The organism is Pseudomonas sp. ICMP 561 (assembly GCF_002699985.1).
Classification (GTDB): Bacteria; Pseudomonadota; Gammaproteobacteria; order Pseudomonadales; family Pseudomonadaceae; genus Aquipseudomonas; species Aquipseudomonas quasicaspiana.
The window spans coordinates 438,274-455,071 of the sequence record NZ_LKBT01000001.1 but is presented as its reverse complement, the minus strand read 5'-3'; the positions used below and the strand labels follow the sequence as shown (position 1 = coordinate 455,071).

The window sequence follows — 16,798 nt, the reverse complement described above, 5'->3', positions numbered from 1 at the left end:
ATTCAGGCCTCAGCGGACTTATTGAACTCGGCAACCTGAGCAACATCGAGAAAATGCGGATTTGTCCCGGAGTTGTATTCGAACCCCTGCTGCACAGGCACACCGGTTTCACCCAACTGGTTTACCGTGAAATCGTTGGTGCGACTGTAGAATGTGATGGTCGGGCGCAGCACGTAGTGATCGTCAAACTCAAGGGTCAGGTGCGAGTCATCGGAAGGGCACATAATCTCGTGCAGCTTCTCGCCGGGACGGATCCCGATAACCTTTTGTGGCATGCCCGGCGCCATGGCTTCAGCGAGGTCAGTAATGCGCACCGACGGAATCTTGGGGACGAAAATCTCACCGCCATACATGCGTTCGAAGTTCTTCAACACAAAATCCACGCCCTGTTGCAACGTGATCCAGAAGCGTGTCATGCGTGCATCGGTAATCGGCAAGGAGTCAGCACCGGAAGCGATAAGTTTTTCAAAGAACGGTACAACCGAACCGCGCGACCCGACCACGTTACCGTAGCGAACTACCGAGAACTGGCAGCGATGCCCCCCGGACATGTTGTTGGCGGCGACAAAAAGCTTGTCGGACGCCAGCTTGGTTGCACCGTAAAGATTGATCGGGTTGGCAGCCTTGTCGGTGGATAGCGCAATCACCCGCTCTACGTTATTTTCCAGCGCTGCATGGATAACGTTTTCAGCACCGTGAATGTTGGTTTTGATGCATTCCATCGGGTTGTATTCTGCGGCAGGCACCTGCTTGAGTGCCGCGGCATGAATAACGAAATCAACACCCCGCATCGCTTGCACCATGCGTTCTTTATCTCGCACATCACCAATGAAATAGCGCATGCACGGGGCATTGAAGGTCTGCTGCATTTCGTACTGTTTGAGCTCATCACGGGAGAAAATGATCAACTTCCTGGGCGTGTAACGGCTCAAAATAGTCTGAACGTATTTTTTGCCGAACGACCCAGTGCCACCGGTAATGAGAATGGTCTTATCGTTGAACATCTATCTATCCTGAAGAGAAGTCCTGGAGGTGTACGGCCATACGTTTGAAGGCATCTGTACGTGCGGTCAAATCGTCATAGGTGCCTTGATCGAGCACCTTGCCTCTAGCCATGAAGTAGAGCATATCGCACGGTCTACGGTCGCCAACTTTTGTCCGGACGTGATTGCGGTTTCAACCTTGAAAAATCCTGTATTGCATCCCGCAGGCATAGACCTGCAGGACCGGCTTTAGCCGGGGGGACTTTATGTCTGACGAACGATACCTGACGAATGTATGGGTCCCCTCCCGGCGAAAGTGGAACGCCGCCCGGCCAGTCCTGCAAAAAACCATGTATCCAGTGATTATGTGGTGTTTGAAAAAGGCAGTTTGTCGCCTCGTGTTACTCGATAATCGTGGTGGGTGTAATGAAAGCCTTATCAGCTCGCTTGCGTAATAACTGGTCACCCTTGCCTCAATTGACACCTCAAGACCCTGAACTAGGTTTGAGTGGCGACTCAAGGAATGTCGCACTCAATCATGATGTTACGGAGTGTTCCACATGCGTAAAGCTTTTCTTTCCTCGTTGTTATTCGCGTTTTTAACCAGTGCTTCGGTTGCTGTAACCGCTGCACCGGCTATGCCTTCGGAAAAGAATAATCCCATGGCCCCCGCTGCCATGCAGGAGCAGATGACACCCAGAGTCAACATCAATACGGCCGAAGCGGAAACCCTGCAGAAGCAACTGTCGGGCATCGGCAAAGGCAAGGCTGAAGCCATCGTTGCCTATCGCGAAGCCAACGGTGAGTTCACCTCGGTGGACGAGTTGATTGAAGTCAAAGGCATTGGCAAAGCCCTTCTGGACAAGAACCGGGACAGACTCGCGGTCGAGTAACCTTCGTTAATTCCTTCTGATCAGGCCGGTCCATGACCGGCCTTCCTGTCATCCCCGCTTTTATTTCCACCTTCTGCCAAACCTGGCAAGCGTCAGTCCTCCTGATCCTTTTGGCCTTCTTGACACATCAAATGCTGATCGACATACAATTATTTGAATTACGTATGTAATATAAAGATGGTATTCGATTGGAGATTCCAGAATGAGCACCACTCACGCAAGAGGCGTCAAATCTTGAACACCGAGGCACAGATCACTATGAAGGGTCCACGAATCGTCGTGACGGGAATGGGGCTGGTTACGCCGCTAGGCACTGGCGTCGAAGCCGTGTGGCAGCGTTTGCTGGAAGGGCGCTCCGGCATTGTTCGGCTCGGTGAAGAGGTCGTTGCCGATCTGCCGGGCAAGGTGGGTGGTCGCGTACCGCTGATGGCTGACGATCCAGAAGCCGGTTTCGATGCCGACAGCGCGGTGCCCGCCAAAGAGCAGAAGAAGATGGATCGCTTCATCGTGTTTGCCCTCGCTGCTGCCAAAGAGGCGATTGCGCAGGCGGGCTGGGTCGCCGATAGCGAAGAGGCCCAGGAGCGTACGGCGACTATTATTGGCTCGGGTATTGGTGGTTTCGGGGCGATTGCCGATGCGGTGCGCACCACCGATAGCCGTGGGCCGCGGCGTCTGTCGCCGTTCACGATTCCCTCGTTTCTGGTCAATCTGGCGGCGGGTCATGTTTCCATTCAGCATGGTTTCAAAGGACCGCTGGGCGCGCCGGTAACGGCGTGTGCTGCGGGTGTGCAAGCCATTGGCGATGCGGCGCGAATGATCCGCAGTGGCGAAGCAGACATCGCTATCTGCGGTGGGGCGGAGGCGGCGATTGATCGGGTCAGCCTGGGAGGTTTCGCCGCAGCTCGGGCCTTGTCCAGTGGCTTCAATGAAACGCCAGAGCGGGCTTCACGACCCTTTGACCGGGATCGCGACGGTTTTGTGATGGGCGAGGGCGCCGGGATTCTGGTGATTGAATCGTTGGAACATGCCCTTGCCCGGGGCGCTAAACCGATTGTCGAACTGGTGGGCTATGGCACCAGTGCGGATGCTTATCACCTGACGGCTGGGCCGGAAGACGGCAGTGGTGCTCAGCGGGCCATGAGGGCGGCGATTCGTCAGGCGGGGATCACGCCAGAACACATTCAGCATCTGAATGCTCATGCCACTTCCACGCCGGTCGGTGACAAAGGAGAGATGGCGGCCATCAAGGCACTGTTTGGCGATCAACACTCCATCGCAGTCACCTCGACCAAATCCGCGACCGGGCATTTGTTGGGTGCTGCGGGTGGGATCGAGGCGATTTTCACGGCGTTGGCGATTCGCGATCAGATCGCTCCGGCTACCCTGAATTTCGACAATCCTGATGAAGCCGCAGCCGGTCTCGATATTGTCCACGGCGCAGCGCGGACCATGGCCATCGAATACGCCTTGTCGAACGGTTTTGGCTTCGGTGGCGTCAATGCCAGCGTGTTGTTCAAGCGCTGGCAGGACTGATCAGGACTCGGTGTTCTGCTGTTTCAGAAAGTCACGTGTGGTGTCCAGGATTCGCGCTGAAAGACCCGGATCCTGAGTGCTGCGCGACAGCATCAAAGCGCCGACCAGAGCTGACAGCATTACCACGCTTTGTGCGTCGGCATCCGGCCCGCCGAGTGCTTCTTGAAGCAACGCCAGACGCGACTCGATCAGCTCATCGGCGATCGGGCTAGCCTGGCCGCGCTGACCGAGCTCCGACGCCATGGTCGGCATTGGGCAGCCTTTCTCGGGGGCATTGCGATGTCCCTCGGATAAATACATATCGATAAAAGCGCTCAGGCCATTCTCTTGTTCGAAGGCTTGCCTGGTACGCTCGTTGGCTTCGTCCGCCGCACAGCGCATCGCGTTTTCGACCAGGTCATCCTTGGATTTGAAATGCGCGTAAAAGCCGCCATGGGTCAGCCCCAATGCTTTCATCAGTGGCTGCAGCCCGGTGGCACCAATCCCGTCGCGACGAAAGCGTGCCGAGGCTTCGTGAAGAATGCGTTCGTGAGTCTGGGCTTTGTGATCGTGCGCGTACCGCATGCAATCCTCCTGATACTTTGGGCCTTGATATGTTGGTCGACATTTTTACATGGATGAGGCGCGCGCGGAGCGTAAATTTCCTCAGCGGTCGCGCACTCTGGAGCGACCGGGGGTGGTATTCCACCGAGCACCCTAACGGTTTGGACACCGCGCCACCCGGTAGGAGCGAACTTGTTCGCGAGACGATTCAACTGACACACCGCGTAGTCTTCTCGCCAACAAGTTGCCTCCTACCCGAACGGCAGAGACACTACGCCCACGGTAGGAGCGAACTTGTTCGCGAAGACGATTCAACTGACACACCGCGTAATCCTTCTCGCCAAAAAGTTGCCTGCTACGACTCCACATTTCAAGCTGAGGTGCTTGCTGAGAGCCTCGCATTAAATTTCCCCGCCCCGAGCACGTCTTCTCATTGAATCAGCCCTTTATTCGTGAGCCCAAAGCATGCCTCAGTCATTATCCGCGACGGCGATGCCGTTGATTCGCCCGGCCAAGCCTGTCGGCGAAGTCTATCGACGTTTTGATGCCAGTCTCGGCACCTCGATTTCTCTGCGCGCTCTGGATGTCGATCTGGACCTTGAGCGCTTCAATCGCTGGCAAAACAATCCCCGCGTTCTGCAATTCTGGCAGGAGGGCGGATCGCTGGAGCAGCATCGAGAGTACCTGGAAAAGCAGGCTGCCGACCCTCATACACTGACTTTGATCGGCTGCTTTGACGACGAACCCTTTGCTTATTTCGAAGCCTATTGGGCGCTGAAAGATCGCATCGCTCCGTTCTGTAGTCCTGGTGAATACGACCGTGGGATTCACATGCTGGTGGGCGAAGAAAGCCACCGGGGCCCACATAAAGTCGCCAGTTGGCTCTCGGCACTGGTCCATTATCTTTTTCTCGATGATGAGCGCACTCAGCGACTGGTGTCAGAGCCGCGTGCCGACAACGGGAAGATGATTGCCTATATGCAAGGGCAGGGGTTCGAGAAGGAGAAGGAGTTCGATTTCCCACATAAGCGGGCAGCGCTGATGACGCTGGACCGTCAGCGGTTTTTTGAGCGGTGTGAGTGGCTTTAATGTGAATTGATGTGGAAGGGGATAGTCATTGTTCGTCTGCACAGCTCACAAGGGCTGTCTCGGTTCTCGTTGGAGCGAGGCTTGCCCGCGAAGGCCTTCGATCAGGCACTTAAGGTTTGTTGGATGGGCAGCCTCTTCGCGGGCAAGCCTCGCTCCAACAATTGCGCACCATGGCGGGCAGGTATGACCTGCCCGGCGGTGTTCAGCGCCTTACAGCGCGAGCCTCTTGCAGGGAAACCTTGCGGCAATGCACCAGCGCATCGCGGATCATGAAGTTCACCAGTGTCGGCGAAACACCCAGTTCCTTGGCAATGTCCTTCTGCGGGACGCCGTGCAGCCGGTACATCTCGAATGCGTAGCGAGTCCGGCTAGGCAGTTCGGTCAGGGCGTCGGCAATGGTTTCCAGGGTGGTGAAGTTCATGTGCGAGGTTTCAGGAGACGCGCCGTGGATAACCACATTGAGTCCCTCTTCCTCGGAGCCCGAGTATTTCTGCTCAAGCGCCTGTTTGCGGTAATGATCGATCGCCAGATTGCGCACGATCTGAAACAGGTAACTGAGCTGGGCCTTGATCGACGACGTGATCTGCGGCGCGGACTGCAGTCGGAAGAAAGCGTCCTGTACGACGTCTTCCGCCCGTGATCGGCAGCCGGTAATGCGGGCGGCAATCTTGACCAGAATCAGGCGGTTTTCGACAAACGCCTGGAGAAGCGGTGAATCGCACGTACTTGTGGATAGTTGTTCCGGCATGGAAATCACCTTGCAGCAATTGGGCAGATGCAGCTTTCGTAGGGAAGCCCCCTACACACCGGGCAACAAATTAGGCTTGATGATAATGATTGTCAAATGAGAAATATGTATATCGGTATTCCTTTCTCATAATCGTTTGCCTCACCGCTTGCTCTGCGGACCATCAACGGCGAGGCTTGGCCGCGATAAACGACAACGCGGTCTGTCTTTTAGCTGCGTCTTATGTATCGCGGGCAAGCCTCGCTCCCACAGGGGACGGCATTTCAACTCAAGATTAAATGCGCCTCAAAGAGCATTGGACCTATGCGGGAGATTCTATGTTTGCCTGCAAGCTGAGATGCAAAGTAAATCGAGTGGGATCTGTAGGACCAGAGCTTGCTCGCGATAAGGTCCGCGCGGTCTAAAGTGAAACGCGTCCAGCCTTATGCGCAGATCTCACCCCAACATCACATGCCGACTCAACAACGCCCTCAACGCAGCGGGCTTGACCGGCTTGGGCAGGTAATCCAGCCCGGCAGCATGCACTTGAGCGATCAGTTCGGGTCGGCCGTCAGCGCTGATCACGACGCCCGGTACCGGTTTACCCAGGCGCGTTCGCAACCAGGCCATCAGCTCGGTGCCGGTCTCGCCATTGTCCAGGTGGTAATCCACCAGTGCCAGTTGCGGGCGTACGCCTTCATCCAGCAGCGCCTGACATTCCTCACGGCTGCGGGCAGTCCATACCTGACAGCCCCAGCGAGTCAGCAGGCTGTTCATGCCGATCAGAATGCTGTCTTCGTTATCAATGCACAGCACTTGCGTCCCGGTCAGCGCGGTACGGTTTGCGTCGGGTACGACGCTGGCCGGAACTGTCTGATGCTGAGCCAGCGGCACGCACACGCTGAACACGCTGCCTTTGCCCGGCCATGAGCGCACTTGCAACGTGTGGCCCAGTACGCGACACAGACCATCAGCAATCGCCAGGCCCAGCCCCAGGCCTTTTTCAGCGCGGGTCTGGTGACTGTCCAGACGTTTGAACTCTTCGAAAATCACCCGCTGCTTGTCTTCCGGAATCCCCGGCCCGCGATCCCAGACCTCCAGACTCAGGTAGGTGCCACGACGGCGCACGCCGAGCAGTATCGGGCCTTTGCCGTAACGGAACGCATTGGTCAGGAAGTTCTGCAGGATGCGTCGCAGCAACTTGGCATCACTGTCGACCCGCAGCGCGGTGCCGCTGACCCGGAATTCCAGGCCTTGTTCCTGGGCCAGCGCCTTGAACTCGGCGCCCAGTGTGTCAAACAGCGTGTTCAGTGCAAAAGGCTGACGGTCCGGGGTGATCTTGCCGTTTTCCAGGCGGGAAATGTCCAGCAAATCGCTGATCAGGTCTTCGGCTGAGCGCAGCGAACTGTCCAGATGCTGCACCAGTTGCTGGGTTTCAGCGGACATGCCGTCGTCCTGATGGGACAGCGCCGCGGAGAACAGGCGGGCAGCATTCAGTGGTTGCATCAAGTCATGGCTGACGGCTGCCAGGAAGCGGGTTTTCGACTGGTTCGCCGCTTCGGCTGTGCCCTTGGCTTCGGTCAGGGCAAGGTTCAGCTGTGATAGCTCGTGGGTACGCTCGGCGACCCGTTGCTCAAGGCTTTCATTCGCGCCTTTGAGCGCATGTTCGGCATCGCGGAAAGCGGTAATGTCAGTGAAACTCATCACGAAACCACCGCCTGGCATCGGGTTGCCGATCAGTTCGATCACCCGGCCGTTGGGGAACATCCGCTCCGAGGTGTGGGCACGGCCCTGACGCATCCAGTGCAGACGCCGGGCCACGTGAACTTCCGCCTCGCCGGGACCCAGCAGCCCGCGTTCGGCGTTGTAGCGAATGATGTCGGCAATCGGGCGGCCAATGCTGATCAGCCCCTCGGGATAATTGAACAGCTCCAGATAACGGTGATTCCACGCCACCAGCTTCAGCGATTGATCGACTACGCTGATGCCCTGGGTGATGTTCTCGATGGCCCCTTGTAGCAGGGCGCGGTTGAACTGCAGCACCTCGGAGGCCTCATCGGCGATGCGCACCACGTCTTCGAGCTGCATGTCGCGGCCTTCGATGGCGGCTTTTACCACGGCGCGGGTCGATGAGGCGCCCAGTACACCGGCCAACAGGCGCTCGGTGTGAGCGATCCAGTCGCCGTTGGCATTCTGGTTCGGGTTGAAGCCTTTGCCTTGACGATAGGCGAAGCGGATGAAGCTTTGTCGGGCGCGTTCTTCACCCACGAAGCGTGCGGAAAGGTTCAGCAAATCCTCGACCTGCACGGCCAGCAGCGGCCGATTGCCGGTGCTGACACTGGCGTCCTGACCGATGAAACGCCCGGCCTGCCAGTGCTCGGAAACCCGGGTCTTGGAGATCACCGACACCCAGCCGAACAGGATGAAGTTGCCCGCCAGTGACAGCACCACGCCTTGGGTCAGCGGCGTAATCGGCAGCCCTAAGGGGTTGCTGTGCAGCCAGGCCAGCAGTGGAAACGTTTCCAGCGGCCATCCCAGACTTTCGGCAGAAATCGGCAGGACCAAGGTGTAAAACCACAGGAAAATCCCGGCCCCCAATCCGGCAAAAACACCTCGACGGTTGGCCTGCTTCCACCACAGTGCACCAAACATCGCGGGCGATAATTGCGTAATAGCGGCGAAGGCGATCTGGCCAATGGTTGCCAGACTGGCGGTCGAACCCAGCAGTCGATAGCAGACATAGGCCAGCAGCAGAATGACCACGATGCTGACCCGGCGCACCGACAGCATCCAGTGGCGGAAAGCCTCAAACGGGCGCTCCGCCGTTTTTCGGCTCAGTAGCCAAGGCAGCAGCATGTCGTTGGAGATCATCGTCGACAGCGCGACACTCGCCACGATCACCATGCCCGTGGCTGCCGAGGCACCGCCGATGAACGCCAGCAAAGCCAGTGATGGATGAGTCGTCGCCAGGGGCAGGCTGATCACGAACGAGTCGGGCAGCACCGAGTCTGGCAGGAGCATTTGCCCGGCCAGGGCGATGGGCACTACAAACAGCGCTGCGAGTACCAGGTAGGCCGGGAACACCCACTTGGCCAGGCGCAGATCCTGCGGGTCAATATTTTCCACGACGGTGACGTGAAACTGCCGGGGTAGGCAAACAATCGCCATCATCGCCACGCCGGTTTGCACCACCATGGACGGCCAGTTAATGGTTTCCTTCCAGTACTCCTCAAGCCGTGGCGCGATCAGGGCCTGATTGAACAGGTCGTCGAAGCCGTCATAAAGGCCATACGTCACGAACGCGCCCACCGCCATGAAGGCAAACAGCTTGACCAGCGCCTCGAAGGCAATCGCCATGACCATGCCGCGATGGTGTTCGGTGACGTCCAGATTGCGCGTCCCGAAGACAATGGTGAACAGCGCGAGGACCAGCGAGACGATGAGTGCTGTGTCCTGGGCTCGGGTTCCTGTGGCGTCCGCGACTGCACCAATGAGGATGTTCACCCCCAGCACGATGCCTTTGAGTTGCAGGGCGATGTAGGGCAGCACGCCCACCAGGCAGATCAGCGCAACCACCACCGCCAGGGATTGAGATTTGCCATAGCGTGCAGCGATGAAGTCGGCAATCGAGGTGATGTTTTCCTGTTTGCTGATCAGCACCATCTTTTGCAGCACCCACGGCGCCAGCAGCATCAGCACCACAGGCCCGAGGTAGATAGGCAGGAACGACCACAACTGCTCGGCGGCCTGACCGACTGCGCCGAAGAACGTCCAGCTGGTGCAATACACCGCCAGCGACAGGCTATACACCCACGCGCGCAGCCGGGGCGGCAGCGACGTACTGCGCCGGTCACCGTAAAAGGCGATGGCAAACATGACGGCCATATAAGCCAGGGCGACGGCCGCAATCAGCCCGGTGGACAGCGACATAGACATTCAGAGCCTCAAGAACAAGCTGGCTAGTCTCGCATGAAGGTTCGGGGGAGCAGGAGCTACTTTAGTCGTGAAGCGGCATAGAGACGCAGCTCATTGAAACGCGATTCCCTGTGGGAGATTCTATGGTTGTCTTCAAGCTTGATCTTGTAGGACCGGCTTTAGCCGGGAGAGCGGTATTTCTGACGAAGAAAATTTAGCGAATGTACCGACGCCCTCCCGGCTAAAGCCGGTCCTACGGGATTGTGGAACCTGTGGGAGCGAATTTATTCGCGAAGGGGCCAGACCTGAAAAATAGCTTTGTCTGGCACACCGCTTTCGCGAATAAATTCCCACAGGTTTTTTGGCGATCCCGTAGGACCGGCTTCAGCCGGGAGGAGACCTGGGCACTCGCTAAACCTTCTTCGCCAGACGTACGTCCTCTCGGCTAAAGCCGGTCCTACGGGCCTCTTTGCGCATCAAATTCCTGACATTGCGAAACATCCTATCGACATTACGTCCTGTAACGTCTTCAATGTGCCCGTTGCCATTCAGGATCGCGGACGATGAGCCATCAGTCACAGTTCAATTTGCTTGGAAAGCGTCGTTTCCTGCCGTTTTTCATCACACAGTCCCTCGGGGCTTTCAACGACAATATCCTCAAGCAATCGCTGATTCTGGCCATTCTCTACAAACTGAACATCGACGGTGATCGCTCTATCTGGGTCAACCTGTGTGCGTTGCTGTTCATCCTGCCGTTCTTCCTGTTCTCTGCCCTAGCCGGACAGTTTGGTGAGAAGTACGCCAAGGACAAGTTGATCCGTGTGATCAAGCTGGCCGAGATTGGCATCATGTTGGTGGGATCGGTGGGGTTTCTGTTCGGGCACCTGTGGCTGATGCTGGTGGCGTTGTTTGCCATGGGCACCCACTCGGCGCTGTTCGGGCCCGTGAAGTATTCGATCCTCCCGCAACACCTGCGTGAAGAAGAACTGGTCGGCGGCAACGGGCTGGTGGAAATGGGTACTTTTCTGGCGATTCTGGCCGGGACCATTTGCGCCGGTATCATCATGTCCACCGCTCATTACGAGATGTTTGTCGCCAGCGTGATGGTGTTGACGGCGAGCCTGGGCTACATCGCCAGCCATAGCATTCCTCGGGCCGCAGCTGTTTCGCCGCAGATGAAGATTGAATGGAATATTTTCACTCAGACCTGGGCCACCTTGCGCCTGGGACTGGGTCAGACGCCAGCGGTCTCCCGCTCGATTGTCGGTAACTCGTGGTTCTGGTTCGTCGGCGCGATTTACCTCACGCAAATCCCGTCCTACGCCAAGGAGTGGCTGTACGGCGACGAAACCGTGGTGACGCTGATCCTGACCGTCTTCTCCATCGGTATCGCGACCGGCTCGATGCTTTGCGAGCGCCTGTCCGGGCGCAAGGTAGAAATAGGTCTGGTGCCATTTGGCTCCATGGGCCTGACGGTGTTCGGCCTGTTGCTGTGGTGGCATTCCGGACAAATGCCGCAGAACGTCATGGCCAATGACTGGCTGGGCGTCCTTGGTTTCAGTCAGGCTTGGTGGGTGCTGCTGGACATTCTCGGCATCGGGATTTTTGGTGGCTTCTACATCGTGCCGCTGTATGCCCTGATTCAGTCCCGCACCCTGGAGCGCGAGCGCTCTCGGGTCATTGCTGCCAACAACATTCTCAATGCGCTGTTCATGGTGGTGTCGGCGATTGTGTCGATCTTGCTGCTCAGCGTGGCCAAGCTGTCGATTCCGGAGCTGTTTCTGGCCATCTCGTTGATGAACATCGCGGTCAACGTGTACATCTTCAAGGTTGTTCCCGAGTTCACCATGCGCTTCATGATCTGGCTGCTCAGCCATTCCATGTACCGCGTCAAGCACGAGAATCTCGACCATATTCCAGACGAAGGTGCGGCATTGCTGGTTTGTAATCACGTGTCGTTCGTTGATGCCCTGTTGATCGGCGGCGCAGTGCGACGGCCGATTCGTTTCGTCATGTACTACAAGATCTACAACTTGCCGGTGCTTAACTTTATTTTCCGCACCGCCGGGACGATCCCTATCGCCGGGCGTGGTGAGGACTTGCAGATTTACGATCAAGCTTTCAAAAAGATTGCCCAATACCTGAACGAAGGCGAGCTGGTATGCATCTTTCCAGAAGGCAAGTTGACTCGCGACGGTGAGATTGATGAGTTTAAAAGTGGCATGAAGCTCATTCTTGAACAGACGTCTGTGCCGGTCATCCCGATGGCGCTGCAAGGCTTGTGGGGCAGCTTTTTCAGCCGTGCGCCGGGCAAACGTTTGTTCCGCCGCCTGTGGTCGAGGGTGACCGTCGTCGCCGGGCCAGCGCTGACCGGTGACGCATCGACCCAGGCAGCGGCGCGCAGACAGGTGGCGTCGTTGCGTGGGGAGTTGCGTTAAGCCGCGTCTGATCAAAAATAGCGCAATTATTTGAATGGAAACGTATTCCTGTAGGAGCTGCCGAAGGCTGCGATAGCGGTGTGTCAGGCTTGATGCATTCGCAGCCTTCGGCAGCTCCTACAGCATATGCATCACATAACAGCAGGGCCGGCTTTCCTGTCCCTCTGCCTCGTCGCCCCGTTCTCGGCCCAATCGTTAAATTTTGTTTCTCTGTCCTCGTTTCCTACTGCAACAGGCCACCTTGCTGGCCATTGATTGACGAGCGGGCAACATCTCCCGAGGACACTGGAATGACACAGGCTCTTGTATCTGCCGTGGTTCACGATTTGATCGGTATCGGTTTTGGTCCATCCAATCTGGCACTGGCAATTGCCCTGCGGGAACGGGGCGAGCGGGAGGGTGCGCTGGATGCTTTGTTTCTCGACAAACAGGCCGACTACCGCTGGCACGGCAACACTCTGGTGACCCAAAGCGAACTGCAGATTTCCTTCCTCAAGGATCTGGTCACGCTGCGTAATCCCACGAGCCCGTTTTCGTTCGTCAACTACCTCAAGCAGCACGGTCGCCTGGTGGACTTCATCAACCTGGGCACTTTTTACCCGTGCCGGATGGAGTACAACGACTACCTGCGCTGGGTGGCAGCACAGTTCAACGAACAGAGCCGCTATGGCGAAGAAGTCACCGCCATCGAGCCGGTGCTGCACAAAAAGCAGGTCGAGGCGTTGCGGGTTATTTCCCGTGATACGCAAGGCCAGAATCACGTGCGCACCACTCGCTCGGTGGTGGTCAGCCCTGGTGGCACGCCGCGTATTCCTGAGGCTTTCTCCGGGATGAAGGGCGACGCACGAGTGTTTCACCATTCCAAATACCTGCAATCCATGGCTCAGCAAGCCTGCGCCAATGGCAAGCCGATGCGCATCGCGATTGTTGGCGGCGGGCAGAGTGCGGCCGAGGCCTTCATTGACCTGAACGACAGTTACCCGTCGGTGCAGGTGGACGTGATTCTGCGCGGTTCGGCCCTCAAGCCTGCTGACGACAGTCCTTTCGTCAACGAAGTGTTCTCACCCGAGTTCACCGATCTCATGTTCAGCCAGAACGGCATGCAGCGCGCAGAGATGATCCGCGAATACCACAGCACCAATTACTCAGTGGTGGACATCGATCTGATCGAGCGCATCTACGGTGTGTTCTATCGCCAGAAAGTCTCGGGCATTGCACGTCATACATTCCGCAACCTGACCTCGGTCCAGAACGCGAAGGCAACCGCCAACGGTATTGAAGTGGTGCTGGGTAATCTCGCCAATGGTGAAAGCAGCGTGCAGACCTACGACGCAGTGGTCCTGGCCACCGGCTACGAGCGTCAGTTGCACCGCCATCTGCTGGAGCCGCTGAGTGAGTATCTGGGGGACTTTGAAGTGAGTCGTGATTATCGGATCAAGAGCGACAGCCGCTGCAAAGCCTCGATCTACATGCAGGGTTTCTGCGAGTCCAGTCACGGGTTGAGCGACACCTTGTTGTCAGTGCTGCCAATCCGCGCCGATGAAATCGCCGAATCGCTGTACGCCAATGTGGCGCGGGGAGGGCGTGATCAGTCTGTGCTGGAGCGGTTGGTGGCGGTGGGGTAAGCACACCTCATTGAATTGAAACGCGATCTCTCGTGGGCGCACCTGCAATTACCTGACTTGGATTTTTAACTTGTAGGAGCGCGCTTGCCCGCGATGACGGTGTGTCAGCCAATAAATATATCGGCTGTGCTGACGCTATCGCGAGCAAGCTCACTCCTACAGGGTCCGTGTTGATGCCAGAAAGCTTGGTGACATGGACACCGTATCTTCAATCAAAAAATATTCGACTAGCCGATTCAATGATTTTTAACTTGTAGAAGCGCGCTTGCCCGCGATGTCGGTTTGTCAGCCAATAAATATATCGGCTGTGCTGACGCTATCGCGGGCAAGCGCGCTCCTACAGGTGCTGCGTTTCTGATCAATCCCACTTCGGCGCAAGGCTCGCGGGGCTGGTCAGGCGGTGGCCGCGATCCAGCGCTGCGATCTGTGCCATGTCTTCATCGCTCAGTTTCAAATCCTGAGCCTTGAGGTTGCTTTCCAGATTGCTGCGTTTGGTCGACGACGGGATCACCGCGTAACCCAGTTGCATCGCCCAGGCCAGCGTCACTTGTGCTGTCGAAGCATTGTGGCGTTTGGCGATCTGTTCGATCACCGGATCCTTCAGCACTTCACCGTAGGCCAGGGTCATGTAAGACGTGATCTGAATGCCGTGCTGTTTGGCGAAGTCAGCCACCTTGCGGTTTTGCAGGTACGGGTGCAGTTCAATCTGGTTGGTGGCGATGTTCTCTGCACCGACCACTTCAATGGCTTCCTTCATCAACGCAATCGTGAAGTTGGAGATGCCGATCTGTTTGGTCAGGCCTTGCTTTTTGGCCTCCAGCAAAGCCGTCATGAACTCTTTGACCGAGACTTTGCCTTCTGGCGAAGGCCAGTGAATCAGTGTCAGATCCACGTGGTCAGTCTGCAGTTTTGCCAGGCTTTCCTTGAGGCTCGGGATCAGCTTGTCGGCGGCGAAGTTGTCGGTCCAGATTTTGGTGGTGATGAACAACTCTTCACGAGGCACGCCACTGTCGGCGATGGCTTTGCCGACTTCGGCTTCGTTGCCGTAGATCTGAGCGGTGTCGATGACTCGATAGCCCACTTCAAGGCCATTGGTTACAGAGTCGATGACAACCTGATCCTTGAGGCGAAAAGTACCGAGGCCGAATGCTGGAATAGACATGTGTGGTGCTCCTTCAAATTGATTCAACAAACAAGACGTGAGCTCAGTATCCCGGCCCGGACTGCGGAGAAAAACAGTGCAACGGGAAAGGGATATTTGCCTGTGCGTCACGAATGAGCTTGTCAGGTTGGTCAGTAGAAGGCGTGCAGGGTTCAAGATTTAGCTCGTAGGATACGATGTCGCGAAGTAAACACGGCCCCTGTAGGAGTGAGCTTGCTCGCGATTCGGTCTGCCAGTTGATGAATTTATCGCCTGTGCTGACGCTATCGCGAGCAGTGTGGAGCGCCACCCCGGCCACTCCTACAGAAAACGTATTACAACTCAGGTGGTTATTGTTGTTCGGTAAAAGGTCGTTTCCACTCAAGTATCCATATTGAGAATCATGCAGGTCGTACTGCCAATGGCGTAAAGCCGGTCGTCCACGTCATACAGCCGACCCTCGGCCAATGCAGTTGAACGACCGATATGGATCACCTTGCCTTCCGCGCGCACCGGCCCGACTGAGTGGTTCAGTGCCCTTACGTAACTGATACGCAAGTCCAGCGTGGTGTAGCCCTGACCTTTTTTCAGACGGGTATGAATCGCGCAACCCATGCATGAGTCCAGTAGCGTTGCCGCGTACCCGCCATGCACGCTACCCAAAGGATTGTAATGACGCTCATCGGGCGTCCCCTGAAAAACGAACTCTCCCGGCGACCAGCGCAGCGGCGTGAAATCCATGAGCTCGCCAATGGGCGGACAGGGCAGGTCGCCACGACCAATGCCTTCGAAGAACTCCCTGGGCTCCAACAGGGCCACATCGGCTAGACGCATTGTGCCCGCTGCGCCCAGGCTTTCTCTTATGGCTCGCTCTTCTTCCAGCCAGAGGCTGAGTTTTTCATCACGGGTCTGAATCGACATGACGTGCACTCCACAAGGCTTTTGCGGTTTTAATTATGGTCATAATCCTTTGGTTTTATGATGGGTGCAATACTAAGTGGCGACAGCTTTGGAAAATGTCCGACTCAAGTGACGGCTTGGCCTACCGGGCTTCCCACTCGAACAGGATGGACAGGGCGTTGGAAAAGCGGCCAGTCAGCCCGGCTTTTTGTCGCAATCGACCGGGTCGCGTTTCACGAAATGCTTATGCATGTCAGAGGTGAGCGTCTCAATACGCTCGGTGAGCGATTTGGTCAGTTCTGTGAGGCGGGTGTTCTGCTCCAGCAGCGAGAGCATTTGTGCTGCCAGATCTTCGCGGTGCTGGGCGTCAGCGTCGGCATTGGCTTTGTCGCGCGCTGACTGGCGGGTCTGAGCCAGCAGAATCAGAGGCGCTGCGTAGGCTGACTGAAGGCTGAACGCCAGATTGAGGAGGATAAACGGGTACAGATCGAATTGGGTCAGGCCGGTGGCGTTACACACCACCCAGAGCAGAACGATAACGGTTTGTGCACCGAGGAACGTAGGCGTGCCAAAGAATCGGGCAAAGGCCTCGGCCTTGAGGGCAAACCCGTCATTGCCGAAGGTACTGGCAAGGTGCGCGTGGTGCTTGTGGAAACGCAGATGATCGACAGGTTTCTTGCCGGTCGATTCTGTTGCTATGTGCCGTTCAGAGGGGGCGTGTTCAGATCCAGCGGGGTTCATGACGGATTCCAGATTACCGGGACGTGCAGGCACTATAGGCGCTTGCGCGGGGTTGGGGTGTCATGGTCTGAACCGGGGCTGAATAGACAAGCAGTGGGAGATTCTATGTTTGCTTGCAATCCCGTAGGACCGGCTTCAGCCGGGAGGGCGGTATTTCTGCCGAAAGATATCTGACAAAAGCTCCAACTCTCTCCCGGCTGAAGCCGGTCCTACGGAATGACGTAAAACCCGTGGGAGCGAACTTATTCGCCCACAGGATTCTCATCACAT

Annotated in this window: 11 protein-coding genes and 1 pseudogene; 5 read left to right on the top strand and 7 right to left on the bottom strand. The window is 56.9% G+C overall.

The annotated features are described in order from the left end of the window. Window positions 1–2 precede the first annotated feature (2 nt). Window positions 3–1,004 (bottom strand): UDP-N-acetylglucosamine 4,6-dehydratase (inverting), encoded by a 1,002-nt coding sequence (gene pseB / locus AO242_RS02150; RefSeq protein ID WP_099267466.1) that lies wholly within the window; start codon window positions 1,002–1,004, stop codon window positions 3–5. A 539-nt stretch (window positions 1,005–1,543) separates the two neighbouring features. Between pseB and AO242_RS02145 the strand changes: the two genes are divergently transcribed. Both AO242_RS02145 and fabF read left to right on the top strand, forming a co-directional pair. Further along, window positions 1,544–1,876, top strand: coding sequence for a ComEA family DNA-binding protein (locus AO242_RS02145; protein ID WP_099267465.1), 333 nt, complete (start codon window positions 1,544–1,546; stop codon window positions 1,874–1,876). Window positions 1,877–2,134: 258 nt separating this feature from the next. Then, window positions 2,135–3,409: a beta-ketoacyl-ACP synthase II gene (gene fabF / locus AO242_RS02140; protein ID WP_099267464.1), complete on the top strand. Its 1,275-nt coding sequence runs from the start codon at window positions 2,135–2,137 to the stop codon at window positions 3,407–3,409. Here fabF and AO242_RS02135 read toward each other — a convergent pair whose 3' ends face one another. Beyond that, window positions 3,410–3,973, bottom strand: a complete 564-nt coding sequence (locus AO242_RS02135) for a TetR/AcrR family transcriptional regulator (RefSeq protein ID WP_099267463.1) — start codon at window positions 3,971–3,973, stop codon at window positions 3,410–3,412. Between the two features lie 483 nt (window positions 3,974–4,456). Between AO242_RS02135 and AO242_RS02130 the strand changes: the two are divergent. After that, window positions 4,457–5,041 (top strand): annotated as a pseudogene (locus AO242_RS02130) (GNAT family N-acetyltransferase); the annotation flags it as partial. 202 nt (window positions 5,042–5,243) lie between these two features. Here AO242_RS02130 and AO242_RS02125 read toward each other — a convergent pair. Then, window positions 5,244–5,789 carry an RNA polymerase factor sigma-70 gene (locus AO242_RS02125; RefSeq protein WP_027900543.1) on the bottom strand — a complete coding sequence of 182 codons (546 nt, stop codon included), beginning with the start codon at window positions 5,787–5,789 and terminating at the stop codon, window positions 5,244–5,246. A 435-nt stretch (window positions 5,790–6,224) separates the two neighbouring features. Next, on the bottom strand, window positions 6,225–9,698 hold the full coding sequence (locus tag AO242_RS02120; RefSeq protein WP_099267528.1) for a hybrid sensor histidine kinase/response regulator: 3,474 nt from the start codon (window positions 9,696–9,698) through the stop codon (window positions 6,225–6,227). A 548-nt stretch (window positions 9,699–10,246) separates the two neighbouring features. On the opposite strand from AO242_RS02120, the gene AO242_RS02115 reads away from it, so the two are divergent. Continuing rightward, window positions 10,247–12,121: an MFS transporter gene (locus AO242_RS02115; protein WP_099267461.1), complete on the top strand. Its 1,875-nt coding sequence runs from the start codon at window positions 10,247–10,249 to the stop codon at window positions 12,119–12,121. Between the two features lie 290 nt (window positions 12,122–12,411). Further along, window positions 12,412–13,746, top strand: coding sequence for a lysine N(6)-hydroxylase/L-ornithine N(5)-oxygenase family protein (locus tag AO242_RS02110; protein ID WP_099267460.1), 1,335 nt, complete (start codon window positions 12,412–12,414; stop codon window positions 13,744–13,746). A gap of 358 nt (window positions 13,747–14,104) precedes the next feature. Here AO242_RS02110 and dkgB read toward each other — a convergent pair whose 3' ends face one another. From dkgB to AO242_RS02095, 3 genes are all read right to left on the bottom strand, one after another. Then, the gene (gene dkgB / locus AO242_RS02105) at window positions 14,105–14,908 is read right to left on the bottom strand and encodes a 2,5-didehydrogluconate reductase DkgB (RefSeq protein WP_099267459.1); all 804 of its coding nucleotides are present in this window, start codon (window positions 14,906–14,908) and stop codon (window positions 14,105–14,107) included. Window positions 14,909–15,268: 360 nt separating this feature from the next. Beyond that, a complete protein-coding gene (locus AO242_RS02100; RefSeq protein ID WP_099267458.1) occupies window positions 15,269–15,808 on the bottom strand; it encodes a PaaI family thioesterase in 540 nt (179 codons plus the stop codon). A 174-nt stretch (window positions 15,809–15,982) separates the two neighbouring features. Next, a complete protein-coding gene (locus tag AO242_RS02095; protein WP_099267457.1) occupies window positions 15,983–16,528 on the bottom strand; it encodes a DUF1003 domain-containing protein in 546 nt (181 codons plus the stop codon). Between the last annotated feature and the right edge of the window lie 270 nt (window positions 16,529–16,798).